The organism is Marinobacter sp. NFXS9, from assembly GCF_040148665.1.
GTDB classification, from domain to species: domain Bacteria; phylum Pseudomonadota; class Gammaproteobacteria; order Pseudomonadales; family Oleiphilaceae; genus Marinobacter_A; species Marinobacter_A mangrovi.
The window spans coordinates 1-24,878 of record NZ_JAGDDW010000021.1 but is presented as its reverse complement, the minus strand read 5'-3'; the positions used below and the strand labels follow the sequence as shown (position 1 = coordinate 24,878).

The following is a 24,878-nucleotide window of genomic DNA, read 5'->3' as shown; positions in this document are numbered from 1 at the left end:
GCGAAAATCTGGCTCTGATTGGGACAACGAATAAAGGGAAATTCTAACAGCGCTGCGAAGACAATTCGCGGTTGATTTCCAGCGAAACTTGAAGATTGCCGGAAATTACCCGGACGCCCCCTTGCCCTCGATCAACGCCTTGAGGCCCGCCTCGGTCTGGGCGCCAAAGCGCGCTTCCAGCAGCTTTCCTTCGGGCGTCACGATAAACGATGCTGGCAGTCCGACGGGCTGTTTCCAGTCCAGTGCCGGTCCCGGGTCTTCCGCCAGCAGGCGGAATTGAATCTGCATCTTGTCCGCCAGCGAGCGCAGCGGCTCACCGGTAACGCCATCAAAATTGACGCCCAGCACCGTCACATCGGGGGATTGATCCAGGTGGTTCAGTTCCGGTATTTCCTCGCGGCACGGCTTGCACCATTCGGCCCAGTAATTCACCACCACCCATTGCCCCCGAAGGCTGGACCAGTCGAGGGTCTGGCCCTGGGCATCCTGAAAACTGGGCCGGTCACAGCCGGACAGTACCAGCAGACTTGCCATTGCCAGAGTGGCCGGGATAAACCGTTGAATGTACTGCAAACGCATCCCTCCTGTTAGACTACCCTGCAGATTCGATCGATCACCGAAATCCGAGGATGCACGATGACAGAAGCCACCCGCATTTTCCATAACCCTCGCTGCTCCAAGTCCCGCCAGACGCTGGCCCTGCTCGAGGAAAAAGGCATCCAGCCGGACGTCGTCCGTTACCTGGACACCCCGCCGAGCGCCAGCGAACTGACCGCTATCCTCAAGCAGCTCGGCAAATCGCCGCGCGAGCTCATGCGCAAGGGCGAGTTGGAATACAAGGAACTGAGCCTGGACGACAGCAGCCTCAGCGACGAGCAGCTGATCGAGGCGATGGTGGCCCACCCCAAGCTGATCGAGCGCCCGATCGTCCTGCACGGTGGTAAAGCGGCTCTGGGCCGTCCGCCGGAAGCCGTCCTGGATATTCTCTGAGGCCCACCGGATGAGCGAACAGCCGTATATTCTCGTTCTCTATTACAGCCGCGGCGGCCATACGGCCGAAATGGCCCTGCAGGTGGCCCGAGGCGTGGCGCGCGTCAACGGCATCGAGGCACGCGTGCGCACCGTGCCGCCGGTCTCACCGGACACCGAAGCCAGTGTGCCGCCGGTTCCGGACGAAGGCGCCGTCTACTGCACGACGGAAGAGCTCAGACACTGCGCCGGTCTGGCGTTGGGCAGTGCAACCCGGTTCGGCAACATGGCGGCGCCACTCAAGCATTTCCTGGACACCACCGGCGACCTGTGGCTGAACGGGGCTCTGGTGGACAAACCGGCCGCGCTCTTTACCTCCACCGGCAGCCTCCATGGCGGCCAGGAAGCGACGCTGCTGTCCATGGCGATCCCCCTGATGCACCACGGTATGTTGATCACCGGTGTGCCCTACACGGAACCGGCCTTGTCCCGGACGGACGCGGGCGGCACGCCCTACGGCGCCAGCCACTGGGCCGGCACGGACGATCCCCACGCGATCACGCCGGACGAATCGACCATCTGCCAGACCCTGGGTGAGCGACTGGGTCGCCTCGCCGTTCGGTTGTCACAATAACGAGCTGCCATGCTGCATACAGGACGCGCCCGAAAGACCCGACTGCTGTGCCAGGTGCTTTACGGCATCCTGGTGGCGTTGCTGGTGATCACCACCTTCTTTCCGGCCCCGGATCCGGCGCTTTCCCTGCCGCTGGTCCTGACAATCAAGCTGGTCCCCCTGCTCCTGTTCGCCCCTTTGGTGGCCCGCGGGGATAACCGGGGCCTGATCTGGCTGAGCTTCGTTCTGATTTTCTACTTCATGCAGTTCGTAGTCAGCGCCTGGCTGACGCAGGGTGCCCTGGCTCCCAGTCTCAACGCGCTGGTCACCCTGCTGCTCTTCGTTTCTGCTATGGTGCATCTGAAAACCAACCGGCCCGAGTAGTTTGCCCATGTCGACGACCAGTCTTGCCGCCCCGCCCCGAGCCACACTGACCCTCCGGGATATCTGTACTGCCTTGGTGGAGGACGGCCAGATTGACCAGTCGGATGCCGAGCGCGTGCTGACGGCCAATCTGGGCGCCGACGCCAACAAGCGCCACCCGCTCGAAGTGGTCGCCATCGCCGGACTGACCAGCCAGAAGACCGCACGCACCCTGGACCTCGACCGGCTCACCGAATGGCTCGCCCACTGGGCCGACCAGCCTTACTACCACATCGATCCGCTCAAGATAGACGCGCCGGGCGTGGCCCGCGTCATGTCCTTCGCATTCGCCCAGCGCCACAACATCCTCGCGGTGGAAATTTTCCCGGAGGAGGTCTGGATCGCCAGCGCCGAGCCTTTCAAGCACGACTGGGAGGCCAACCTGCGCCATGTCCTGAAAAAGGACATCAAGCGGGTCGTCGCCAACCCGGAAGACATTCGACGCTTTACCGTGGAGTTCTACCAACTGGCGAGCTCGGTCAGCAAGGCCAGTGGCAGCGCCAGCCAGGGCGGCGCCAACATCCACAATTTCGAGCAGCTGCTGGACCTGGGCGACAACAAGAGCCCGGACGCCAACGACCAGCACGTGGTCAAGATCGTCGACTGGCTGCTGCAATACGCCTTTGAGCAGCGCGCCAGCGATATCCACATTGAGCCGCGCCGGAACATCTCCCAGGTCCGTTTCCGCATCGACGGCGTTTTGCACAACGTCTATGAATTTCCGGATCAGGTGGGCGTCGCCGTCGTCAGCCGCCTTAAAATTCTCGGCCGCCTGAACGTCGCCGAAAAGCGCAAACCCCAGGACGGCCGCATCAAGACCCGCAAGCCGGACAACAGCGAGGTGGAACTCCGCCTGGCGACCATGCCAACGGCCTTTGGCGAAAAGATGGTCATGCGGATTTTCGATCCCGAGGTCTTGCTGAAAAGCTTTGACCAGCTCGGTTTCGGCAAGGAGGACATCCAGCGCTGGACCGAGATGACCAACCAGCCCCATGGCATCGTGCTGGTCACCGGCCCGACCGGTTCCGGCAAGACCACCACGCTCTACTCGACCCTGAAACAGCTCGCGACGCCGGAGGTCAACATCTGCACGATCGAGGATCCGATCGAGATGGTAGAACCGGCCTTCAACCAGATGCAGGTCCAGCACGGCATCGACCTGACCTTTGCCTCGGGCGTTCGAGCCCTGCTGCGTCAGGACCCGGACATCATCATGGTAGGCGAGATCCGCGACCTGGAAACCGCCGAGATGGCCGTTCAGGCCGCCCTGACCGGCCACCTGGTGCTGTCCACCCTGCACACCAACGACGCCCCCAGCGCCATCACCCGCCTGATCGAACTGGGCATTCCGCCCTACCTGATCCGGGCGACCGTGCTCGGCGTCATGGCCCAGCGTCTGGTGCGGACGTTGTGCCCCAGCTGCAAGCAGCCGGCGCAGATCGACGAAAAAGCCTGGGCCAACCTGACCCGGCCCTGGAAAGCGCCCAAGCCGACGGAAGTCTTTGCGCCGGGCGGTTGCCTGGAATGCCGCAACACCGGTTATCGTGGCCGCGCCGGTGTCTACGAGATCCTGCAGCTCTCTCCGGCCCTGCGCCATCGGGTGGACGAATCCTGCGACCTGGAGCAGCTGCGGATCGATGCCTACAAGGACGGCATGCGCTCCCTGCGCCTGAGCGGCGCCCAGAAAATTGCCGCCGGCTCCACCACCATCGAGGAAATCCTGCGGGTCACACCCGAAAGCCAGCGCTGATACCGCTCAGGACGCCGCCCCGGGCGACATGCCGCACTGCTTGAGCAGGATCTGCCACTGCTTCGTGTGGCGGGCGATGGCCTCATCAAACTGCTGCCAGAGACTGTCCGCCCCCTGCTGGCTGATATAGCGGTTGAAATAGACTTTGAAGCCCTCGGGCATCACCGCCAACTGACTGCGCCCCAGCCGCTCGAAGCCCGGCACCAGCGCCTGTCGTGCCTGCTCCACGGCGGCCAGGTAGGGCTGGACTTTCCCCGCGTAGATCTTGAAGAACATGTTCCTGGCGATGTCCGCGTCGTTGTTGGTCTTGCCGTTCAAACACAGCGGATGATCCGCCAGACGCCGTTCGACCAGGTCCGCCGCGTCGTTCAGGCGCGTGGTGAGCAACAGGGTGCTCTTGATCAGTTGCCCCATCCGGTTTTCCGCCTGCCAACGTTGATGCACACCGCCCAGAAAGCCCAGATCAACACTCATATCGCCCGACTCGATGGCCGCCAGCCGGTCGTTCAGCAGGCCGAGATCGGCGGACAGATCCGAGACCGTCTCGCCGCTCGCGTCCATGGGCAGTGGCCCCTCCGTCCGGGTAAAGAGCTGCTCAATCTCCTCGGTGGCCCAGGTGGCGTTCCAGATGGCAATCGGGAGGCTTTCCAACTTGGCCTCGCGGGCCTGCTTCACGGAGGCGTAGAGCTCCTTATCGTCTTCCAGCTCCGGCAGGCAATCCCTCGCGGCGTTGATAAAACGCAACTCGTAACGCAACACATTGACCGGTTGCATCACCCGACCCAGGCCGGAATTGCGTTCCCCGACAACCACCTGGAGATCACAACCGTACAGGGACAGGAAATCCAGCATGTCCAGCTCAAGCTTGGGCATCTCCAGCCGCCGCTCCCGACGCCGGGGAAACAGGTCCGCCAGCGGCACGTCGGACAGCTGCGGGTCTTCGTCCAGCACGCGGGCCACCCGGTCCACGTACTCGTCCATCATGGCGTCCGGCGCCGAGAACGGGTTGCAGCCCGCCAGCAAACTGGCCAGAACAGGAATCAGGAACGGGGTTTTCAAGCGCAAAGCATCGGCCCGGAAATACAGGTATCTGTGCCAAGTGTACGCATGGGAAGGCAAAAAAGTGCAGAGGGCGGGCTCGATCGGCCCGCCGTTGGATCAGTCGATCTCGCTCATCAGCGCGTCGACGTCGTTAAAATCGCGGGCGACCCGATAGTCGGTTTCCGGCGCGGCTCCGTCACGCACCAACAGGACGGTCTCCATACCGGCTTCGGAGGCAGCATCCAACTCGGCGGTGACGTCCGACAGAAACAGGACGGTCTCGGGTTCGACGCCCAGCTCGTGCAGGATCGCCTGATACGCGGCGGCTTCGCGCTTGGCCCCGATCCGGGTGTCAAAGTAACCGCTGAAAAACGGCGTCAGGTCGCCGCAGCGGCTGAAACCGTAGATCAGCTTCTGGGCCTGGACGGAGCCGGACGAGTACACAAACAGGCGCAATCCGCGATCGTGCCACTCGCGCAGTTTCTCGGCCGCGTCGTCGTAGACGTGGCCCTTGAAGTCGCCGTCCCGGTAGCCCTTTTCCCAGATCATGCCCTGCAATGCCTTGAGCGGCGTCGCCTTGCGATCCTCGTCGATCCAGCCTTGGAGAACCCGGGCCAACGCCTCCAGATCGCTGGCATCGGTGCCCGTTTCCCGGGCCACGGCATCCAGCTGCTCTCGCACGGCCGGCTCGTCGGCCTGCTGCCGCACGAACGCCGCCATGTGTTCGGCGGCGTAAGGGAACAGGACGTCATGAACGAACGTGATCGAGCTGGTCGTCCCCTCGATATCGGTCAGGATGACGCGAATCATCCAGCGGCTCCCAGCATGCCCTCGTAACGCGGGAGCCGGCTGGCAATGTCTTCACCGGTAAAACTGGCCACCCAGCCATCCGGGTTGGAAAACAGGCGAATACAGGTGAATTCCGGCGCCGGTCCCATATCGAACCAGTGGCGGGTGCCGTCCGGTACGCTGATCAGGTCGTTCTGCTGACACAACACGGCGTATACCTTCTCGCCAAAGTGCAGGTAGAACAGCCCCTGCCCGCGCACGAAAAAGCGGACTTCGTCCTCGCTGTGGGTGTGTTCGTCGAGGAACTTCTTGCGCGCCGCGTCCTTGTTGGGGTTGTCGGCGCTCAGGCTGACCACATCGGCGGCCTGAAAGCCGCACTCGTCTTTCAGGCGTGCGACTTCATCGGCGTACGCCTCCAGAATCGCGTCCTGGGACGCGTCAGCGGGCAGTTCGCGGGTCGGCCACTGTTCGAAGCGAACGCCCTGCTCGTTCAGCAGACGCTGGATGTCAGTCGGGTCGTCAGTCACAACCTCCGGTTGATCCGGCTGTTGCTCTTGGTAGATACGCAGCGTGGTCATCGTGTCACCTTCATCATTTCCAGTTCACAGGCGAACAGGAACTCAAATGCTTCCACATGGCGTAAACAGTCTGCCATGGTCTTTCCCCAGGTATAAAGGCCGTGGCCCCGGATCAGGTAGCCCGGCTGGTCCGGATGTTCAGCAAACCAGTGGCGGGTTGCGCGGGAAAGCGCATCAATGTCCTGGGTATTTTCAAAAATCGGCACGGTCAGCGTGGACTCGTGGGTGCCCACGCCCGGGAATGCTTTCTGCAGCTCGTAATCCTGCAGTTCCAGCTTTCCCTGATCGGCCAGCGCGCGACTGAGCACCGTCGCATTCACCGAATGGGTGTGGAGGACGACGCCCACATCCGGGAACTGCTCATAGAGCACGGTGTGCAGCAGGGTTTCCGCAGAAGAGCGGGCGTTACTCTGCACCGGCTTTCCGGCGAGGTCCACCACCATGATGTCGCCGGCGCCCAACTGGCCCTTGTGACGCCCCGACACGGTGATCGCAATGTGCTGCTCATCAATTCGCGCCGAGTAGTTGGAGCTGGTGGCCGGCGACCAGCCGTTGGCGTAAAGGAAGCGGCCTGCTTCGATCAGCCACTGGGCAGCCTCGGCATAGCGCGTTACATCAAACATGGGGTCTCCAGGCCGTCGCCATTCGGGAATCCGTCGATCATTGCCGGGTATTATAGAGCGCCACCACCGGCCAGCAAGCCATGCCGTACATCCACCAGATCCGCAATGATCGAAACAGCGATTTCCGCCGGTGTCTTGCTGCGGATGGCCACGCCGATGGGCGCATGCAGACGCTCCAGCTGGGTCTCGGTGACGCCCAGTGACAGCAGGCGTTCACGACGAGCCATCGAGGTCTGTTTCGATCCCATGGCTCCCACATAGAAGCAGTCAGACTGTAACGCGGCCAGCAGAGCCATATCGTCGATCCGCGGATCGTGCGCCAACGCCAGCACCGCGCTGAATCGGTCATTGAACGAGGCCATGACCAGATCGTCCGGCAGGGCCGTGACCGCGGGTATCTCGCCCCCCTGCCAGCCCCGCAAGAAGGTCTCCCGCGGTTCGCACAGCGTTACCGCAAAGCCGCAGCGACGGCCGATGGCGGCCACGTGGGCGGCCACTTCGCCGGCCCCGACCAGTAGCAAACGGCATTCCGGCCCGAGGACCTGACGGATACGGCCCTCGTCCTGCTGGATGCCGGTAGCCGCGGATGCATCGACCTCGACCGTCACTTGCCCCGAGTCCAGAGCGACCGTCCGGCTGACCGGCCGGTTCTCTGCCAGGGCCTGCAGCAGTTGCCGGAGGCCATCGCAGTGATCGCCGGAGAGCGATTCCACCAACAGCTGGATGCGGCCACCACACGGCAACCGGAACCGCTCCTGGTCGTCAGCGCTGATGCCGTAGTCGACCACCACCGGTGTTGCGGGCTGATCGCCCCGGGCGGTACGCTGCAGCAGGTCTTCTTCCAGGCACCCGCCGGACACCGATCCCGCCCAGCGGCCATCGTCGCTGACCGCCAGCATGGAGCCGGCCGGTCGCGGGGACGACCCCCAGGTTTCCAGGATCGTACAGAGCCAGACACGCCGGCCTTCCGCCAGCCAGTCAGCCGCCTTCTCAAGCACGGCGTATTGAGGATGTGCCACTAAACCTCCACGTTGAATGGCATGCTGCGTTGCCGCTTACCGGTCAGGGCAAACAACGCGTTACCCAGCGCGGGCATCACCGGCGGCACGCCGGGTTCTCCCACGCCGGTGGGCGACGCCTCGCTGTCGATGATATCAATGGTCATTTCCGGCAGGTCGTACATGCTCAGCAATCGGTAGTCGTCGAAATTACCCTGCTTCACAGCACCCTGTTCGAACTCGATCTCGCCGTAGAGCGCGGCCGTCAGTCCGAACAGGATACCGCTTTCCATCTGCATACGGACCACGTCGGGATTCACCACCTGGCCGCAGTCGACCACACAGGCGACGCGATGTATGCGGATGGCGCCGCCTTCAATGCCGGCTTCGACCACCTGGGCGACCAGGGTGCCGAAACTGCGGTGGATGGCGATGCCCCGCGCCCGGCCTTCGGGCACCGACGTGTTCCAATTGCCGAGCTTTGCGGCCCGGTCCAGTACTGCCAGGTCTGCCGGTTTCTGTTTCAGCAGATCCCGGCGGAATGCATAGGGGTCGCGCCCCAGTGAATGGGCAACCTCGTCCATGAAGGTTTCCACGACAAAGCCATTGTGAGAGTGGCCGACGGAGCGCCAGTAACTGATCGGTATTCCCGCGTCCACATGGGTGTGGCGCACGCGCACGTTTGGCGTGGCATAGGGATACTCGACTGCACCCTCGATGGCCGAGGTGTCCTTGGGGGTGGCGATCCCTTCGGCCATGACGCCCACACGGGCCAGGCTGTCGTAGAGGAACTTAGGCGCCCACGGAAACTGGGCGGCTGCCGCGTTCCGGGCATACCAGTTCAGGACCTGGGGACCCACGATCTGATGATCCCAGCCGGTCAGCTGCCCGTCGGACAAGGTCGCTGACAGGCGATGCAGCATGGCGGGCCGGTAGACATCGTGGCGCATGTCGTCTTCCCGCGACCAGAGCAGCTTCACCGGGCGGCGCACCTGGAAGGCGATGGATGCCACTTCCTCAATGTAGTCCTGAGTCAGCCGGCGACCAAAGCCGCCGCCGATCCAGGTCGTGTGAATGGTGACCTCGTCCGGCGAGAAATCCGTCACCCGGGCGGCCGCAATGCGGCCCAGGTCCGGTGCCTGGGTCGGCGCCCAGACTTCGATGCCATTCTCGTTGACCCGGGCAGTCGCATTCATCGGTTCCATGGTGGCGTGGGCCAGGAAGGGTACCCGGTACTCGGCATCCAGGATCTGCCCTGCCTGGCTGCGGGCGTCTTCGACATCGCCGTCTTCCCGTTCGGTCTCGCCGGGATCGTCATCGGCAGCCCTGCCATAGGTCTCGAATACGCGGTCGACGTCCAGAGCCAGCGCGTCGGTCTCGTCCCAAACGATCTCCAGTGCGTCCTGCGCCTTGCGCGCCCGCCAATACTTGTCGGCCACGACGGCCACGCCCCGTTCCGTCTCGACCACGTCGATCACGCCCGGCATGGCCCGAACCGTGTCCGCATTGAAGCCATCCACTCGTAAGCCCAGGCGCGGTGGACGCGTCATGACGGCGTACACCATATCCGGCAGGTCCACGTCGATGCCGTATTCGGCCTGGCCGGTGGATTTAATCTGGGCATCGTGCCGGGTGTTCGTTTTGCCGATGTAACGCCAATCGGATCGCGGACGGAGCGGAACCGGTTCGGGGACCGCCTCATGGGCGGCCAGGGCCGCCAACTGACCATAGGTCAGCGACGTTTGCCCGTCAGGATGCCAAACCCGGCCGTCGCGGCCCGCGCAACGACGGGCATCGACGTTCCACTTACGGGCTGCCGCACGCTCCAGCATGATCCGCGCGGCAGCACCCGCCTCGCGCAGCGGCTGCCAGTTCGTCGCCAGACTCGTGCTGCCACCGGTCAGTTGCAGTTTGTACAAGGGATTGCGATAGGCGTCGCCTACCGGGGCAAAGCGTGTTTGAAGGGTGTCTGGCGGAACGTCGAGCTCTTCGGCAACCAGCGTGGTCATGCCGGTGACGGTGCCCTGTCCCATTTCCACACGGGCGATCGTCAGGGTAATTCCGTCCTGGTCAGTGATTTCCAGCCAGGCATTCGGCGTCCAGCGACCTTCGCCGTCAGATTGGCGGAACCCGTTGTCCGAGGCCGCACAGCCACCCAGGCTGAATGACAGCATCAGGCCGCCACCGCTGGCGGCCGTTGCTTTCAGGAATTCGCGTCGGCTGAGGCTCATGCGTCCGCCTCCCCGTGCTCCGAAACACTCTTGATGGCGGCTTGAATGCGGGCATAGGTACCGCAGCGGCACAAGTTGCCACTCATGGCGGCGACGATTTCGTCATTGGATGGCGCGGCGTTGTAGCTCAGCAGGTGCGCCGCAGACATGATCTGACCGGACTGGCAGTAACCGCACTGGGGCACATTGTGTTCGACCCAGGCCTGCTGCAGCGGATGCAGCTCGCCTTCGGGCGCCAGGCCTTCAATGGTGGTGACTTCTCGCCCCTCCGCCAGGGAGACCGGTGTCGAACAGGAGCGAGCCGGGCTACCATCCAGGTGCACCGTACAAGCGCCACACAACCCCTTGCCACAGCCGAACTTGGTCCCTGTCAATCCCAGCTCATCGCGCAACACCCACAGCAACGGGGTGTCCGCTTCAATGTCCAGCTGCCGTAACTGGCCATTGACCGTCAGTTTGATCGTCATGCGTTTGCTCTCATCGTGATGCCGTTATTGTTGTGTTGTCATGTTGTCGTGTGGTCAGACCCGACAGTTTCAGGCCAGTCTAGCCGGAATTAGAGTAATCACTCAATTCCCAGCCGGTGTACGGCCATCGGAAGGACAGAAACATACGCGGGAATGAAAGGGGGGGGGCTGATCGTCGGCGTGAGGTGATTGTGAGGGGAAGCCCTCATGCAAAAAGCGCCGGACAGGGCCGGCGCTTTTTCAGGTATCCATCGATCACTGCGTCTTATTCGATAACAGGATCGCCGTTGCTGTCGTTCCAGATCTTACGCTCTCCGGAATCCATCTTGCCGTTGGAATCCCAGAACTTGCGATCCTTGGAGTCCATCTTGCCGTTATCGTCCCAGACTTCACGGTTCTGGGTGGCTTCGTCCACCTTACCGTTGTCGTTCCAGATGGCCCGGTCCTTACTGCAGCCGGCGAGTACCAGACCGACGAGGGCGACCATGATCAGCTTACGCATGAATAACTCCCTGATTGCTTTCAAGTGCCCCTATTTCAACACAGATTCGGATCGCACAGCATTAAGTGTCGCTCATGTTGGCGTGTCGAAAGATGACCATTTATTTGGAACCGTAACGCTCCCGATTGTGCTGCTTGTCGCGGTCCCCTTTACGCAGCATGACGTAAACCGCGCCGGTACCCCCGTGATGCTTTTGCGCGGAATGGAACGCCATGACCGGTTCAAGTTCCGGCAGCCATTTGGCCAGGTAGCTCTTGAGCTGGGCGATGCCGTCCGGATTGCTTTCGCCCTTGCCGTGCAGGATCAATGCGGAACGAATGCCATGGGTCAGGCACTCGTTGATAAAACTGAAGACTTCCCGACGCGCCTCATCCACGGTCATGCGGTGCAGATCCAGGCGGGCTTCAATCGGATATTGCCCCAGGCGCAGTTTGCGATAGACGCCATGCTGGATGCCCGGCCGCTGATAGGCCAACACATCGTGACTCTTAAGGGGTTCGACGTTATCCCCGGTGAGCGGATTGGCGTCTTTGGGCGTGTCGCTCACAGCCGAATGCTGCCGCTCAAGATGCCCCGGCGTCACCACGCGGGACGCCTGGACGTCGGCGCGATTGGGCCGTTTGATCCGGCGCACATCGCTCATCTCTTCCAGGAAGCTGAGCCGCTCCTCTTTTGTGGTCATGGTTCTACCCGGTTTGTTGCTGTGGTGCTTGTCCGCGATGCCTAAATACAGGAAGGGACAGAAAAACTCTACCACCAGCCGCGCCAACACGGAAGCAAGCCCAAAAGGATACGAAGCGGGAAATACGGGTGCCAGAACGAAAAAACCCCCGGAGGGGACCGGGGGGAGCATAAATTCGGGAAGAAGTCTTCCCTTAAGCTTTCAGACACCACAGACAGTTATCCCGACGGAGATCAGTTACGAGATAACTGCAAACACCTTAACCAAATCCTTTGACCTCTACAGTTGTACATTAGTCTTACACATCCGCTCACCGGCCGCTCAAAGCTTCAACTAAACTCGTCAGATAACAAAGCGCAAGAACCCTGAGGACCGTCCATGCCTGCCGAAAACCGGGATCCACATCCACAGAACACCCGGGCCATTATGGCCTTCCTGCGTGAGCATAATCCCTTCGCGAACATGGATGAGGACCATCTGGCCCATTTTGCCGAACACTGCACGCTGCGATTCTATGCCGACAACGACGTGGTGATTTCGCCGGACGATGGCCCGGTGACCACCTTCAATGTGGTCAAACAGGGACTGATACGCGGCGAACGGGAAGGCAAAGACGGCAGCGTCCAGACGACCTTCGAAATCAGCCAGGGCGAATGCTTCCCGCTCGCAGCCCTGATCGGCGAACGCCCAACCCGAACCCTGCACCGGGCGGCCGGCGATACCTTTTGCCTGAGTCTGGATCACGCCAGCTTCGTGACCCTGTTTGCCGAAAGCGATCCGTTCCGCGATTTCTGTCTGCGTGGCGTCAGCAGCCTGCTTGACCAGGTCAACCAGCGCATCCAGTCCAACGCGATAGCCACCATCAGTCCCGCCCAGTCGCTGGACACGCCCCTGGACCGCTATGCCCTACGCAATCCAATCGTCTGTTCGCCGGATTCGCCCGTTCGCAAAGCGGTCGCTCGCATGCACGAGAACAACGTGGGGAGCGTCATCGTCACCAATGAGGCCCGCCAGCCAGTGGGCATTTTCACCTTGCACGACCTGCGCACAATGATCGCCGAAGAGACCGCCTCGCTTGACGTCTCGATCAGCCAGGTCATGACGCCGAATCCACTCTCCCTGCCTGCCGACAAGGACGCCTTCTCCGCCGCGATGCTGATGGCCGAGCATCACATTGCCCATGTGTGCCTGACCGATCGTGACGGCCGGCTAGTCGGTATCGTGTCCCAGCGGGATCTGTTTTCGCTACAACGTGTGGACCTGGTCCGACTGGCGCGCACCATCGCCACCTCAGGTCACCTGAGGACACTCGTCAGCCTGCGCTCGGAAGTGACCCGCCTGGTGGACACCATGCTGGCCCACGGCGCCGATTCCGGACAGATCGTCAAGATCATCACCACGTTGAACGATGTCACCGTGCGCCGCGTGCTCGAACTCAACATGGCGAAAAACGATCCTGGCATCCCCTTTACCTGGCTGACGTTCGGCAGTGAGGGACGCCAGGAACAAACGCTGCTGACCGACCAGGACAACGGCATCCTGTTCGAGCCGCCAGCGGGCATGAGCGAAGACGACGTACGAACGAAGTTGCTGCCCTTTGCCGAAACGGTCAATAACGAGTTGGCCGAATGCGGGTTTACCCTGTGCAAGGGCAACATCATGGCCAGCAATCCCAAGCTGTGTCTGAGCAGCCGCGAGTGGGATGACTGGTTCATCCGCTTTATCGAGGCTTCGACGCCGCAGAATCTGGTGTACTCGTCGATTTTCCTGGACATGCGCGCGGTCTATGGCCCCTCCGGCCCCCTGGAGCAGCTCCAGCAACAGATCGTGGGCCGTATCCAGAAAAACGCCCTGTTCCAGAAAATGCTGGCGGCCAATGCGGTAGAACGCCGGCCACCACTGACCCTGTTTCGAGGCTTTCGCTATGCGCCGGACGGGGAGAAACACACGCTCGATCTCAAGCGCCAGGGCCTGGCGCCGTTCGTCGAGTCAGCTCGGGTGTTTGCGCTGGCCAATGGCATTACCGAATCCAACACCGTCGAGCGCATGGAACAGCTTGCCCGGAAAGGCGTTTTCGACCGCAAGGACGCCAACGCCTGGAAAGAAGCCTATGGTCTGATTCAGGCTATTCGTATGCGCGCCCACCAGGAGCAGGCCAGGCAGGACCAACCGCTGCACAACTACGTGAACCCGGACGACCTCAATCCATTGGATCGGCGGATCCTGAGAGAATCGTTCCGACAGGCCCAAAGGCTTCAGCACAAACTGGAAATCACCTATCAACTATGACGACTCCGATCGACCAGATTCGCCACTGGCTGTCACAGCGATTCGGCACCACGCCCCGGCGCACGACACCCGATGACCTGCCCCCGCCCAAGCGGCCCGACAACACCGATCTGGCCGACCAGCGGTTGATCGTCCTGGACCTTGAAACTACCGGTCTCAACCCGGCCCGGGACCAGGTGATCGCCATCGGCGCCGTCGCCATCGATGGCATGGCCATCCCGCTCCGCGACCAGTTTGACCTGATCCTGCAGCGCCCGGAGCTGGATATTCGGGAGACGGTGCTGATCCATGGAATCGGCCCCGAGTCCTTACGGCGCGGCCACGAGACGGAAGATGCCCTTCTACGCCTTCTGCAATGGATGAACGGCGATCCCGTGCTGGCCTTTCACGCCGCCTTCGACCGCCGGTTTCTGGAGAAGGCCCTGCGAACCCGTCTCGGTTACAACACCGGCCATACCTGGCTGGACGTTGCTGAGATCCTGCCCGCCCTCTTTCCCGACGCCCGGATCGGAAAAGGACGGCTGGACGACTGGGTGGACTGGTTCGGCCTCAATGTCAGCGAGCGCCATCATGCCGCCGCCGATGCCATGGCGACCGCCGAGTTGGCTCTGATCGCCCTGCGCTATGCCCGCAAGAAAAAAATCCTCTCCCTGGCAGCGCTCAACGATGCCCTGCGTGTCGGGCGACGCATTCAGCAGCTTAAAAACCACTGATATCTTTAACATTTTCTTGGCGGCGCATATCTACCGCCAGGCGATATATCGCCTTTCAAAGATGTTTAAGGACTAACAGTTGCATTCTTAGACTATTTGCCAATATCCAATGTTCCGGCTGCGGGTAGAGTCTGACTTTGGGTAAAGATGGAAAAAGAATGCAAATAAGTATTTCCGAGTGACCCGAGCGCTGTGCAGCACGTCGCGAGCCCGATTGGACGCATGACTGATCCGCTTCCAGCACCGGTTTCCGGCCATGGATGGGGCAGCAACGGATAATCGTCGCGGCAGTCCAGCCGGTCTCGGACCAAACGCCTACCAATAAAGAGCCCATGTTCAATAAAAACAACATTGGAGAGCTGTTATGTCGCACGACCCTCAAAACGCTGTGGATTACTGGAAGGCGAACCTACGCCTGATTGTCGGATGCCTGGTGGTCTGGGCGTTCGTCTCTTATGGCTGCGGAATACTCTTCCGACCGCTACTGGCCGGCATTCACGTCGGCGGAACCGACCTGGGATTCTGGTTTGCCCAACAGGGGTCCATCTTATCTTTCATCGTTCTGATCTTCTTCTATGCCTGGAGAATGAACGCGCTCGACCGTAAATTCGGCCTGCATGAGGAGTAAGCACGATGAGTCAATTTGCCATTAACATCCTGTTTGTGGGCGGCTCATTCGCCCTCTACATTGCCATTGCTATCTGGGCCAAGGCCGGAAGCACCAAGGACTTCTACGTTGCCGGTGGCGGCGTTCATCCGGTCACCAACGGTATGGCGATCGGTGCGGACTGGATGTCAGCCGCATCCTTCATCTCCATGGCCGGCCTGATTGCCGCCGGCGGTTACGCCAACTCTACCTTCCTGATGGGCTGGACCGGCGGCTATGTGCTCCTGGCCATGCTGCTGGCGCCCTACCTGCGCAAGTTCGGCAAGTTCACGGTGCCCGAGTTCATCGGCGACCGGTTCTACAGCAAGAACGCTCGCCTGGTGGCGGTTATCTGCCTGATCGTGGCCTCGGTGACTTACGTTATTGGCCAGATGGCCGGTGCCGGTGTGGCCTTCTCCCGCTTCCTGGAAGTGGACGCCACCATGGGGCTGATCATCGCCGCGGTCGTGGTCTTCGTGTACGCCGTACTCGGCGGCATGAAAGGCATCACCTACACCCAGGTGGCCCAGTACTGCGTGCTGATCGTCGCCTACACCATCCCGGCGGTGTTCATCTCGTTGCAACTGACCGGTAACCCGATCCCGGCCCTGGGCCTGTTCTCGGATCACACCGCCTCCGGCATGCCGATCCTGGACAAGCTGAACCAGGTCATTACCGAGCTGGGCTTCAATGAGTACACGGCGGATGTGGACAACAAGCTGAACATGGTGCTGTTCACACTGACGCTGATGATCGGTACCGCCGGTCTGCCCCACGTCATTATCCGGTTTTTCACCGTACCCAAGGTGGCGGACGCGCGCTGGTCAGCCGGCTGGGCCCTGGTCTTCATCGCCCTGCTCTACCTGACCGCACCGGCTGTGGCGTCCATGGCACGCCTGAACCTGATGAACACCATTTATCCGGAAGGCACCCAGTCCGCCCCGATCCAGTACGACGACCGTCCCAACTGGGTGAAGGAGTGGGAAACCACCGGACTGATCCAGTACACCGACAAGAATGGCGACGGCCGTATCCAGCTCTATAACGATACACCGGCCTTCCAGAGCCAGGCTGAGGCCCGCGGCTGGAAGGGGAACGAGTTGGAGGTCAACCGGGACATCCTGGTTCTGGCCAACCCGGAAATCGCCAATCTGCCGGGCTGGGTCATCGGCCTGATCGCTGCCGGGGGTCTGGCAGCCGCCCTGTCGACCGCGGCGGGTCTGCTGCTGGCGATCTCGTCGGCGGTGAGTCACGACCTGATCAAAGGCTCCATTAATCCGAACATCAGCGAGAAAGGCGAACTGATGGCGGCCCGGATTTCCATGTCGGTGGCCATCGTTGTGGCGACTTACCTGGGGGCCAACCCACCCGGCTTCGCGGCCCAAGTGGTGGCGCTGGCGTTCGGTATCGCTGCAGCCTCCCTGTTCCCGGCGCTGATGATGGGGATCTTCTCAAAGCGGGTGAACAACACCGGCGCCATTTCCGGCATGCTGGTGGGCCTGGCCTTCACGTTGGCTTACATCTTCGTATACAAGGGCTGGCTGTTCATTCCGGGCACCAACAACCTGCCGGATACGCCGGATAACTGGGTGCTGGGTATCTCCCCGCTGTCCATTGGTGCCATCGGTGCGGCACTCAACTTTGTGGTGGCCTTCGCCGTCTCCTCGGCCACCGAAGAGCCGCCCCAGGAAATCCAGGATCTGGTCGAAAGCGTGCGCTATCCGCGCGGTGCGACTGGCGCGGTCGACCATTAATCCGAAATGTAGTTCAATGCAGCACGCTGCATAACGACAACAGGCGGGCTTCTCTTCGGGGAAGCCCGTTTTATTTAAGGAAGCCCCATGTTCTGGAATTTTGTTGCGACCGTATTCGCGGGACTCGGAGCCGCCGGGCTGGCACTGGGCGTCCGCGCTGCAACCCGCCAAAAAGCGCCCCGCTGGCTGATCCCGGTTTTTGCCGGCATCGGCATGCTGACTTACCTGGCTTACAATGAGTACACGTGGCACACCGTCACCCAATCCCGTTTGCCTGACGGTGCCGTAGTGGTCAATGAGGAAACCCAGAGCGTTATCTGGCGCCCCTGGAGCCTGATCGTGCCGCAGGTCGTGCGCTTTACCGTGCTCGACACGCACAGTGTGAAGCCCGACCCGACCAACCCCGAGGTCGTGAGCTTCTATCTTTACCGGTTTGAGAGGACCTATACTGACTCGGTTAAAGAACAGGTCTATCTACTGAACTGCAACTCACAGGAGCTGGTGCCGGTCGGTGATGATGGCAAGGCCAATACCAAAGGGTTGCGGCAGTTATCCGACGGCGACCGTTTGCTGGGTCAGGTGTGCTCCTGACCGGCAGGCGTCGACTCCCATCGATTGAACAGGCCCTAAAAAGATGTACCGCGGCAAAGGCTGTCTATGCTGAGTGTCTGGCTACTCGCCCTGATTTCCGTTACCTATATTTCGTTGTTGTTCCTGGTGGCCTGGGCGGGCGACCGCCATCCCGGTCTCTATCACCGGAAATTCGCCCGCACCCACATCTATGCTCTGTCCCTGGCTGTGTATTTCACGTCCTGGACCTTTTATGGCGCGGTGGGGCGTGCCAGCCAGGAAGGGTTCGGGTTCCTGCCCATCTACCTGGGGCCTCTGCTGGTTTTCCTGCTCTGCTCGCCGTTGCTGCGGCGCATCATCTACATCAGTAAACGCAACAACAGTACGTCCATCGCCGATTTCGTCGCCTCCCGTTACGGTAAATCCCAGTCCCTGGCAGCGCTGATCTCGATCATCGCGCTGGTGGGCAGCATCCCTTACATCGCCTTGCAGTTGAAGGCCATCGCCATGGGCTTCAATGTGCTGACCGAACCCGGCGGCCTGTTCCGCCCCTCGATCAGTGAAGCCGCCTGGACCGACTCGGCCTGGTATATCACCCTGGCGCTGGCCATCTTCACCGTGCTGTTCGGCACGCGCCATCTGGAATCGACCGAGCACCACCGAGGCATGATCCAGGCCATCGCGTTTGAATCCGTCATCAAGCTGATTGCCTTCGTGGCTGTGGGCCTGTTCGTCGGCTATGGCCTTTACGATGGTTTCGGCGACCTGTTCGGGCGTATCCGCGATGCCAACCTGATGGGCACGCTCACCACGGATAACATCGAGCCGGTGGCGTTCATCACCCAGACGCTGGTCGCCATGCTGGCCATCATCTGCCTGCCCCGTCAGTTTCATGTCACCGTGGTCGAAAACACCGATCATCGCGACCTGAATACCGCCCGCTGGGCGATGCCGGCCTACCTGATTATCGCCAGCGCCTTCGTAGTGCCAATTGCGGCCGGCGGCCTGCTGATGCCTACCAGCGAGCAGACCAATCCGGACGTCATGATTCTCAGCCTGCCGATCCTGGCGGGCGAGCAGTGGCTCGCGGTCCTGGCTTTCCTGGGCGGTGGGTCCGCCGCCGCGGCGATGGTGATCGTCTGCTCGGTGGCGATCTCCACCATGGTGAGTAACGAGATCATCATGCCGGCGCTGCTGAAGTTCTTCCATCCGCGGATGAACCGGCGCGGGGACCTGAGCTACCTGCTGCTCAGTATTCGCCGGGTGGCCATCTTCGTCATTCTGTTGACCGCCTATGGCTTTTACCGCCTGGCCGGCGAGGACTACAGCCTGACCGCTTTCGGACTGCTGTCGTTTGCCGCCGCAGCACAATTCGGGCCAGCCCTGGTGGGCGGTATCATCTGGCGGCGCGGCAACCACACGGGTGCGGTCTGGGGCCTGGCCGCCGGCTTCCTCATGTGGTGCTACACCCTGCTCATCCCCACGCTGACGTCGACCGGCTGGCTCGGCCATACCCTGATCGAGAACGGCATCCTGGGCATTGCGTGGACGCGTCCGACGGCCCTGTTCGGGCTGCAGATGGATGAGGTCAGTCACGGCATCATCTGGAGTCTCGGCTGCAACACGCTGATCTACGTCGTCCTGTCGCTGGTGACGCGCCAGCGGGTGCGGGAGAAAATCCAGATTGCCTCGTTCTTCCATGATCCCGAACCCCGGGCCGACACACCGCAGCAGCAGGTCTGGGAAGGCGAGATCCTGATTTCCGACCTGCAGGCCGTCGCCGACCGGTTCATGGGCGAGGAACGGGCCTATACCCTCTTCCGCAATTATGAGCGGCGTAACGCCCTGCGGTTATCCCCCCACCGGCCAGCCAGCACGCACCTGATGAAATACGTGGAGCGCCAGCTCGCTTCCGTCATCGGGGCCTCCACGGCCCGCGTGGTTCTGGAGTCCACCCTCACTGGTCGAGACATGCAGATCGAGGATGTGGTCAGCATCGTCGACGAAGCTTCACAGGCAATGACTTTCAGCCGGGAGTTGCTGCAATCGGCGATCGAGAACATCAGTCTGGGCGTAGCGGTGGTCAATCATCAGCAGCAGTTGGTGGTCTGGAACCAACGCTATCTTGAAATGTTCACCTATCCCCGGGGTTTTGTCCGCGCCGGCCGCCCATTTGCTGACCTGATCCGCTACAACATGGTGACCAACCTGCCGGCCCGCAAAGTGGACGAACTGGTGGAATACCGACTGCATTGCATGCGCGAGGGCCTGGCGTTCGGTGACGAACAGCATCGCCCGGACGGCACCGTGCTGCAGATTGAGGGCAGCCCGATTCCCGGTGGCGGTTACGTCACCACCTTCCAGGACATCACCCCGATGCGCCGCACCGAGCAGGCGCTGAAGGAAACCAACATTTACCTGGAGCAACGGGTCAAGGAACGGACCCAGGAACTTCAGGTATTGAACGAGCAGCTCCTGACCGCCAAGTCCGTGGCCGAGCAGGCCAACGTCAGTAAGACCCGCTTCCTGGCCTCGGCCAGCCACGACTTGCTGCAACCGTTGAATGCAGCGCGGCTATTCACCTCGGCGCTCGCCGGCAAGGCATCGGGCACCGAACTGAAGGAGCTGGTGGATCACATCGACAGCTCGCTGGAGGCCGCCGAGGAAATTATCAGCACGCTGCTGGATATCTCCAAGCTGGATGCCGGTGCGCTGGAACCGAAGCGGTCCAGCTTCTCGGTCAACGAGTTGCTGCGCCACCTGTCGACGGAATTCTCTGCCATTGCCCAGGAGCAGAATCTGCAGCTTCATCTGGTGCCCTGCTCCGCCTGGATCCACTCCGATCCCCAGTTGCTCCGCCGGGTGATCCAGAACTTCCTGTCCAACGCCATTCGCTATACGCCAAGTGGTCGCATCCTGCTGGGCTGTCGGCGTCTTAAGGGTTACGTGAAGATCGAGGTGTGGGACACGGGCCCCGGAATTCCGAGTGACAAGCTGAAGCAGATCTTCGAAGAATTTCGCCGATTGCAGCAGGCCAGCGACCAGAAAGGCCTGGGCCTGGGCCTGGCCATCGTCGACCGGATCAGCACCATGCTGGATCATCCGGTCAATGTTCGGTCCACACAGGGCCGGGGCAGTATGTTCAGCATTACCGTGCCACGCGTGGAGCCGGTCGAGGCCAGCATGGCACCACAGAGCGCCAAGCCATCGTCTCGCGGGCTTTCCAACCTCAAGGATCTGTCCGTCCTGTGTATCGACAACGACGAGAATATCCTCGACGGCATGATCGCCCTGCTGAACAACTGGGGCTGCCGGGTGACGCCGGCCCGCAGCCTGGACGAGGCCCGCGAAAAACTTGCCGGTGAGCCGCCGGACATTATCCTGGCCGACTACCAGCTGGATGACGACAAGAACGGCCTGGACGCCATGGATGCCCTGCGTGCTGAGCTGGGCGAAGCTATTCCCGGCATCCTGATCACCGGCTACATGGCTGAAGATGTCCGCAGCCGGACCCTGGAGCTGGGTTACCAGATCTTGTACAAGCCTGTGAAGCCAGCGGCTCTGCGCGCCATGGTGAACAAGCAGCTCAAGAAAGCAGCCCAGGGAGCCTGACCATGAGCAGCCCAAGGCCCCAATCCCAGTCCGGCAACCAACCGATCGACTTCTCGAAGCTCCGCGTTCTGGTGGTGGACGACTTCGACAATTTCCGCCTGTCCATGCGCCAGATGCTGCGCGGCATGGGCATCGGACATATCGAAGCCTGCGCCACCGGCAGCGCCGCCATCCAGAGCTGCACTTACGATCAGTTCGATATTGTCCTGTGCGATTACAACCTGGGTTCCGGCAAGAACGGTCAACACGTGCTGGAGGAGTTGCGGCACCGCAAGCTGCTGCGGCGCACCTCGCTGTTCATCATGGTAACGGCTGAAACCTCGAAGGAGATGGTCATGGGCGCCCGGGAATATCAGCCGGACGGCTATCTTACCAAGCCGATCAACCAGGCGTCCCTGAGCCAGCGGCTCAACGCTCTGCTGCAACAGCGGGCTGTGCTGTTGCCCATCAACCGTGAGATCGATCTCGACAACCTGCCCAAGGCGATTTCCCTGTGCACCCAGATGCTGCCCCAGCAACCCCGTTACCGCACCTGGATCCTCAAGACGTTGTCGGATCTCTATTACCAGGTCGGTGACTACAGCCACGCCCGCAAGATCTGTGAGGACGTCCTGCAGTCCCGGGATCTGTCCTGGGCCCGCCTGGGGCTCGGCCGCATCCTCATCGCCGAACAACGGTATGGCGAGGCCATACAGGCCCTTCAAACACTGATCGAACGGCAACCGGACCTGGTCGAAGCCTACGACCAACTGGCACGGGCTCAGTCCCTGGCCGGCAAGTCGGGTACGGCGCAGCGGACCCTGGAACAGGCCACAGCCCTGTCCCCCAACGCCATCCTGCGCCAGAAGCAACTGGCAACGTTGGCCAGCCGCAACCAGGACATGGATACCGCCTGCCAGGCCTGGCGGCAAACGGTGCAACTGGGGCGCTACAGCATTCACGACCAGCCCGAGCATTATCTGGGACTGGGCCGCTCCCTCTGCGATCTCAGCGAAGACGACACCAGCGATGAGGGACGTGCCCGCGCCGATGAAGCTCTGCGTGCCCTGGCATTGGTCCGCAAGCGGTTTCCAGAAGCCGACGATGTGCCGGACCTCTCACGCCTGATCGAAGCGCGCGTGCTGCAGGGTCAGAAGCGCGTTGAAGAGGCTGACGCTATCATCAATCCGTTGATCGAAAGCGGAGACCACCTGAGCCCTGGTGCCGAACTGGAACTGGCTCGCACCCTGTTTGCCAGGGATCGACGGGATGAGGCGAAGAAGCGACTGATGGCTCTGTCGCAACGCTGCGAAGGCGATGCCGAGATTCAGTCGGCCATCGAAGCGCTGCTCGACGAACCCGTCGGTTTCCGCAAACGACTGCAAGCGAGACGTCTCACCCGCGAGGGCATTCAGGCCTTCGAGAAACAGGATCTGGAGACGGCCGCCAAGACCTTCGCTGAGGCTCTGACCCTGGTTCCTGCTCATCCGGCTCTCAATCTCAACCTGGTACAGGTCCGGCTCCGGCAGATCGATCAGGATGCGGACCGCCACGCCTTGATCCAGCAATGTCGCCAGTGTCTGGCGCAATTGGACAGCCTGCCGGAAGGCCATCAACAATATCGCCGATTCCAGTCGCTCAAACGCAAAGTCGAGGCTCTGTCATGACCGATGACACTACCCGTCCCGACCGGGACCCGTCGCCAACGCCGGATTTTTCCATGGTCATGGCGTCTGCCGTTCACGACATGAAGAATTCCCTGGGCATGTTGTTACATTCCCTGGACGAGTTGCGGGAGGAGCTGTCACCGACCGTGACCCAGTCGCCCCGCTTCAACACCCTGCGCTACGAGGCTGAACGGGTCCACTCGGACCTGGTCCAGTTGCTCGGCCTCTACCGTCTGGATCAGTCCAATCTCTCGGCCCACATCGAAGAGCACTATGTGCCGGACTACCTTGAGTCCCAGCTGGCCCGCCATGTCCCATTGCTGGACGGCCGCGGCATCGATTATGAAATCGCTGCGGAGGCGGTCAGCGGCTTTTTCGACGCCGACCTGCTAACGGGTGTGCTCAACGACACGCTCAATAACGCCATTCGCTACACTCACAAGCAGATCCGCGTCAGCAATCGGGAAGAGGATGGTTACCTGGTGTTGCAGGTGGCGGATGATGGCAACGGCTACCCTTCCAGCATGCTGTCTGCAATGCCGGATACCGCGGCACCGATTGACTTTACCAGTGGCAGCACACGCCTGGGGCTCTACTTTGCCAACGCCGTTGCCCACCTCCACCGTGAAGGCGGGCGATCGGGCTTCGTTCACCTGTATAATGGCGGCCCTTTGGGCGGTGGCGTCTTTGAGATCCACCTGCCCTGATGTCCTGACAATGATCCCATCCCCTCTTGCCATAACCTGCGCGAATTCCTTGCGTCAGGCGGGTTGAGGGGATAACTTTTTCGAAACTCCAGGGAATTAGGCGCTGTCCCAGCCATGGCCCAGACGGCCGGGCGGGGAATAAGCGCCTGTGGGTACCCTATAAAAGGCATCCCACACGTGGTCGGAGTCATAAGTACACAAGGAGAACACTATGCCTCGCGGCCACGCGCTGATTGTTGATGATTCGTCGACAGCACGGATCATCCTTGCCCGCATGCTTGAAAAGGCAGACTTTACCGCCCGGGGCGCCGCCTCTGCGGAAGAAGGCTTCAAGATGCTTCGGGCTGAATCCTATGACCTGATTTTCCTGGACCACCTTCTACCGGGCATGAATGGCTTTGATGCATTGAAGATTCTGAAAGACGATCCGGATACCCGGGATATTCCGGTCTTCATGTACACTTCACAGAACGCCGACAAATACCTTGAGGATGCAAAAGCCCTGGGTGCGGCCGGCGTGATCAGCAAACAGGTGGATCGCGACCAGCTTCTCGAGATGGTGGATTCCATCCTGGCCGGCCGCGATGACGACATCCCTCTCCTACCCCTGCCGAAAGAGCCTCTTAACGGGACCGACGAGGCCTCTGTCAGCCGCCGCCTGACAGGCCGGCTGTCAACGCTCGAAATCGCCTATGAAGACACCCATGATGAACTGCATCAGTTAAGAACAACCGTCGCCACGCTCCAGGCACAGATCGAAGAAAGCGTTGATCGACGTTATCGCCGGCTAAGGCTGCTTTGGTCGGTGACGCTGGTGGGACTGGTGGCGGTAGCCGTGTATTTCAGCCTGGAATTGGCGCAGGTCAAACAGGTGCTGAATAGCGTGAACGAGCAGTTTACGGTGATTCAGGACATTATTGCCCAGATTGTGGGAATTGATGGGCAGGGGCAATGATTGGCGTTGTTTGAGTGTTCCTGATTCCTAAAAGGCCTCGGTGATTGAGATCGTCGGGGCCTTTCTATTTGGGGTATGGCTTGATTCGCTTGGCTGCAGAGCGGGTGATTTTCGGGTTGGTTGGGGCGGTTGCTCCGGCTGTCCGGCGGGCACCGGCTTGCACACTCCGTAGGTCGCTCTTGATTTTCCGGCGGCCAATAAAAAACCCCAACACGTTACCGTGCTGGGGTTTCGGATTTAGGAGCCTGACGATGACCTACTCTCGCATGGGCAGATGCCACACTACCATCGGCGCTGGTTCGTTTCACTGCTGAGTTCGG

Annotated in this window: 23 protein-coding genes and 1 rRNA gene; 13 read left to right on the top strand and 11 right to left on the bottom strand. The window is 61.2% G+C overall.

The window, feature by feature from the left end:
• Nucleotides 1–105: 105 nt before the first annotated feature.
• Nucleotides 106–573: a TlpA family protein disulfide reductase gene (locus tag J3364_RS21505; protein WP_349560205.1), complete on the bottom strand. Its 468-nt coding sequence runs from the start codon at nt 571–573 to the stop codon at nt 106–108.
• Between the two features lie 63 nt (nt 574–636).
• On the opposite strand from J3364_RS21505, the gene arsC reads away from it, so the two are divergent.
• The 4 genes from arsC to tfpB are packed head-to-tail and all read left to right on the top strand — an operon-like array spanning nt 637 to nt 3,755.
• Entirely contained in the window at nt 637–990 is a 354-nt protein-coding gene (gene arsC / locus J3364_RS21500) for an arsenate reductase (glutaredoxin) (RefSeq protein ID WP_349560204.1), read from the top strand.
• Between the two features lie 10 nt (nt 991–1,000).
• Nucleotides 1,001–1,603 (top strand): NAD(P)H:quinone oxidoreductase, encoded by a 603-nt coding sequence (wrbA, locus tag J3364_RS21495; RefSeq protein ID WP_349560203.1) that lies wholly within the window; start codon nt 1,001–1,003, stop codon nt 1,601–1,603.
• A gap of 9 nt (nt 1,604–1,612) precedes the next feature.
• Nucleotides 1,613–1,966, top strand: coding sequence for a DUF2069 domain-containing protein (locus J3364_RS21490; RefSeq protein WP_349560202.1), 354 nt, complete (start codon nt 1,613–1,615; stop codon nt 1,964–1,966).
• Between the two features lie 7 nt (nt 1,967–1,973).
• Nucleotides 1,974–3,755, top strand: coding sequence for a type IV pilus assembly ATPase TfpB (gene tfpB, locus J3364_RS21485; protein WP_349560201.1), 1,782 nt, complete (start codon nt 1,974–1,976; stop codon nt 3,753–3,755).
• 6 nt (nt 3,756–3,761) lie between these two features.
• Here tfpB and J3364_RS21480 read toward each other — a convergent pair whose 3' ends face one another.
• From J3364_RS21480 to smrA, 9 genes are all read right to left on the bottom strand, one after another.
• A complete protein-coding gene (locus tag J3364_RS21480; RefSeq protein WP_349560200.1) occupies nt 3,762–4,814 on the bottom strand; it encodes a DUF3080 domain-containing protein in 1,053 nt (350 codons plus the stop codon).
• A 99-nt stretch (nt 4,815–4,913) separates the two neighbouring features.
• Nucleotides 4,914–5,606: an acireductone synthase gene (gene mtnC / locus J3364_RS21475; RefSeq protein ID WP_349560199.1), complete on the bottom strand. Its 693-nt coding sequence runs from the start codon at nt 5,604–5,606 to the stop codon at nt 4,914–4,916.
• Nucleotides 5,603–6,163, bottom strand: coding sequence for a 1,2-dihydroxy-3-keto-5-methylthiopentene dioxygenase (locus J3364_RS21470; protein WP_349560198.1), 561 nt, complete (start codon nt 6,161–6,163; stop codon nt 5,603–5,605). The genes mtnC and J3364_RS21470 overlap by 4 nt, the downstream gene beginning before the upstream one ends.
• Nucleotides 6,160–6,786: a methylthioribulose 1-phosphate dehydratase gene (locus J3364_RS21465; protein WP_349560197.1), complete on the bottom strand. Its 627-nt coding sequence runs from the start codon at nt 6,784–6,786 to the stop codon at nt 6,160–6,162. Before J3364_RS21465 ends, J3364_RS21470 begins: the two co-directional genes overlap by 4 nt.
• Nucleotides 6,787–6,836: 50 nt before the next feature.
• Nucleotides 6,837–7,805 (bottom strand): XdhC family protein, encoded by a 969-nt coding sequence (locus tag J3364_RS21460; RefSeq protein ID WP_349560196.1) that lies wholly within the window; start codon nt 7,803–7,805, stop codon nt 6,837–6,839.
• Nucleotides 7,805–10,015 (bottom strand): xanthine dehydrogenase family protein molybdopterin-binding subunit, encoded by a 2,211-nt coding sequence (locus J3364_RS21455; protein WP_349560194.1) that lies wholly within the window; start codon nt 10,013–10,015, stop codon nt 7,805–7,807. The genes J3364_RS21460 and J3364_RS21455 overlap by 1 nt, the downstream gene beginning before the upstream one ends.
• The gene (locus tag J3364_RS21450; RefSeq protein WP_349560193.1) at nt 10,012–10,482 is read right to left on the bottom strand and encodes a (2Fe-2S)-binding protein; all 471 of its coding nucleotides are present in this window, start codon (nt 10,480–10,482) and stop codon (nt 10,012–10,014) included. The genes J3364_RS21455 and J3364_RS21450 overlap by 4 nt, the downstream gene beginning before the upstream one ends.
• Before the next feature lie 265 nt (nt 10,483–10,747).
• The gene (locus J3364_RS21445; protein ID WP_349560192.1) at nt 10,748–10,984 is read right to left on the bottom strand and encodes a hypothetical protein; all 237 of its coding nucleotides are present in this window, start codon (nt 10,982–10,984) and stop codon (nt 10,748–10,750) included.
• Nucleotides 10,985–11,084: 100 nt separating this feature from the next.
• On the bottom strand, nt 11,085–11,666 hold the full coding sequence (gene smrA / locus J3364_RS21440; protein ID WP_349560191.1) for a DNA endonuclease SmrA: 582 nt from the start codon (nt 11,664–11,666) through the stop codon (nt 11,085–11,087).
• A 378-nt stretch (nt 11,667–12,044) separates the two neighbouring features.
• Between smrA and J3364_RS21435 the strand changes: the two genes are divergently transcribed.
• The 9 genes from J3364_RS21435 (at nt 12,045) to J3364_RS21395 (ending at nt 24,558) form a co-directional block, all read left to right on the top strand.
• On the top strand, nt 12,045–13,955 hold the full coding sequence (locus J3364_RS21435; RefSeq protein ID WP_349560190.1) for a putative nucleotidyltransferase substrate binding domain-containing protein: 1,911 nt from the start codon (nt 12,045–12,047) through the stop codon (nt 13,953–13,955).
• Nucleotides 13,952–14,668, top strand: a complete 717-nt coding sequence (locus J3364_RS21430) for a 3'-5' exonuclease (protein ID WP_349560189.1) — start codon at nt 13,952–13,954, stop codon at nt 14,666–14,668. The genes J3364_RS21435 and J3364_RS21430 overlap by 4 nt, the downstream gene beginning before the upstream one ends.
• Before the next feature lie 364 nt (nt 14,669–15,032).
• On the top strand, nt 15,033–15,296 hold the full coding sequence (locus tag J3364_RS21425) for a DUF4212 domain-containing protein (protein ID WP_123635494.1): 264 nt from the start codon (nt 15,033–15,035) through the stop codon (nt 15,294–15,296).
• 5 nt (nt 15,297–15,301) lie between these two features.
• Entirely contained in the window at nt 15,302–17,068 is a 1,767-nt protein-coding gene (locus J3364_RS21420) for a sodium:solute symporter family protein (RefSeq protein ID WP_349560188.1), read from the top strand.
• Nucleotides 17,069–17,155: 87 nt separating this feature from the next.
• Nucleotides 17,156–17,659: a hypothetical protein gene (locus tag J3364_RS21415; RefSeq protein WP_349560187.1), complete on the top strand. Its 504-nt coding sequence runs from the start codon at nt 17,156–17,158 to the stop codon at nt 17,657–17,659.
• A gap of 66 nt (nt 17,660–17,725) precedes the next feature.
• Nucleotides 17,726–21,250 (top strand): hybrid sensor histidine kinase/response regulator, encoded by a 3,525-nt coding sequence (locus J3364_RS21410; RefSeq protein ID WP_349560186.1) that lies wholly within the window; start codon nt 17,726–17,728, stop codon nt 21,248–21,250.
• Between the two features lie 2 nt (nt 21,251–21,252).
• Complete coding sequence (locus tag J3364_RS21405) at nt 21,253–22,896, top strand: response regulator (protein WP_349560185.1); 1,644 nt, start codon at nt 21,253–21,255, stop codon at nt 22,894–22,896.
• Nucleotides 22,893–23,603, top strand: coding sequence for a sensor histidine kinase (locus tag J3364_RS21400; protein ID WP_349560184.1), 711 nt, complete (start codon nt 22,893–22,895; stop codon nt 23,601–23,603). The genes J3364_RS21405 and J3364_RS21400 overlap by 4 nt, the downstream gene beginning before the upstream one ends.
• Nucleotides 23,604–23,814: 211 nt before the next feature.
• Nucleotides 23,815–24,558 (top strand): response regulator, encoded by a 744-nt coding sequence (locus J3364_RS21395; RefSeq protein ID WP_349560183.1) that lies wholly within the window; start codon nt 23,815–23,817, stop codon nt 24,556–24,558.
• Nucleotides 24,559–24,801: 243 nt separating this feature from the next.
• Here J3364_RS21395 and rrf read toward each other — a convergent pair.
• Nucleotides 24,802–24,878, bottom strand: a 5S ribosomal RNA gene (rrf, locus tag J3364_RS22640); the annotation flags it as partial.

What these genes read in the sequence shown, in the direction of transcription:
- J3364_RS21425 (WP_123635494.1), top strand. Translation starts at nt 15,033, where the DNA reads ATGTCGCACGACCCTCAAAACGCTGTGGATTACTGGAAGGCGAACCTA.
- J3364_RS21490 (WP_349560202.1), top strand. Translation starts at nt 1,613, where the DNA reads ATGCTGCATACAGGACGCGCCCGAAAGACCCGACTGCTGTGCCAGGTG.
- J3364_RS21405 (WP_349560185.1), top strand. Translation starts at nt 21,253, where the DNA reads ATGAGCAGCCCAAGGCCCCAATCCCAGTCCGGCAACCAACCGATCGAC.
- J3364_RS21420 (WP_349560188.1), top strand. Translation starts at nt 15,302, where the DNA reads ATGAGTCAATTTGCCATTAACATCCTGTTTGTGGGCGGCTCATTCGCC.
- mtnC (WP_349560199.1), bottom strand. Translation starts at nt 5,606, where the DNA reads ATGATTCGCGTCATCCTGACCGATATCGAGGGGACGACCAGCTCGATC.
- J3364_RS21430 (WP_349560189.1), top strand. Translation starts at nt 13,952, where the DNA reads ATGACGACTCCGATCGACCAGATTCGCCACTGGCTGTCACAGCGATTC.
- smrA (WP_349560191.1), bottom strand. Translation starts at nt 11,666, where the DNA reads ATGACCACAAAAGAGGAGCGGCTCAGCTTCCTGGAAGAGATGAGCGAT.
- wrbA (WP_349560203.1), top strand. Translation starts at nt 1,001, where the DNA reads ATGAGCGAACAGCCGTATATTCTCGTTCTCTATTACAGCCGCGGCGGC.
- tfpB (WP_349560201.1), top strand. Translation starts at nt 1,974, where the DNA reads ATGTCGACGACCAGTCTTGCCGCCCCGCCCCGAGCCACACTGACCCTC.
- J3364_RS21435 (WP_349560190.1), top strand. Translation starts at nt 12,045, where the DNA reads ATGCCTGCCGAAAACCGGGATCCACATCCACAGAACACCCGGGCCATT.
- J3364_RS21465 (WP_349560197.1), bottom strand. Translation starts at nt 6,786, where the DNA reads ATGTTTGATGTAACGCGCTATGCCGAGGCTGCCCAGTGGCTGATCGAA.
- J3364_RS21400 (WP_349560184.1), top strand. Translation starts at nt 22,893, where the DNA reads ATGACCGATGACACTACCCGTCCCGACCGGGACCCGTCGCCAACGCCG.
- J3364_RS21410 (WP_349560186.1), top strand. Translation starts at nt 17,726, where the DNA reads ATGCTGAGTGTCTGGCTACTCGCCCTGATTTCCGTTACCTATATTTCG.
- J3364_RS21415 (WP_349560187.1), top strand. Translation starts at nt 17,156, where the DNA reads ATGTTCTGGAATTTTGTTGCGACCGTATTCGCGGGACTCGGAGCCGCC.
- J3364_RS21455 (WP_349560194.1), bottom strand. Translation starts at nt 10,015, where the DNA reads ATGAGCCTCAGCCGACGCGAATTCCTGAAAGCAACGGCCGCCAGCGGT.
- J3364_RS21470 (WP_349560198.1), bottom strand. Translation starts at nt 6,163, where the DNA reads ATGACCACGCTGCGTATCTACCAAGAGCAACAGCCGGATCAACCGGAG.
- J3364_RS21445 (WP_349560192.1), bottom strand. Translation starts at nt 10,984, where the DNA reads ATGCGTAAGCTGATCATGGTCGCCCTCGTCGGTCTGGTACTCGCCGGC.
- J3364_RS21395 (WP_349560183.1), top strand. Translation starts at nt 23,815, where the DNA reads ATGCCTCGCGGCCACGCGCTGATTGTTGATGATTCGTCGACAGCACGG.
- J3364_RS21450 (WP_349560193.1), bottom strand. Translation starts at nt 10,482, where the DNA reads ATGACGATCAAACTGACGGTCAATGGCCAGTTACGGCAGCTGGACATT.
- arsC (WP_349560204.1), top strand. Translation starts at nt 637, where the DNA reads ATGACAGAAGCCACCCGCATTTTCCATAACCCTCGCTGCTCCAAGTCC.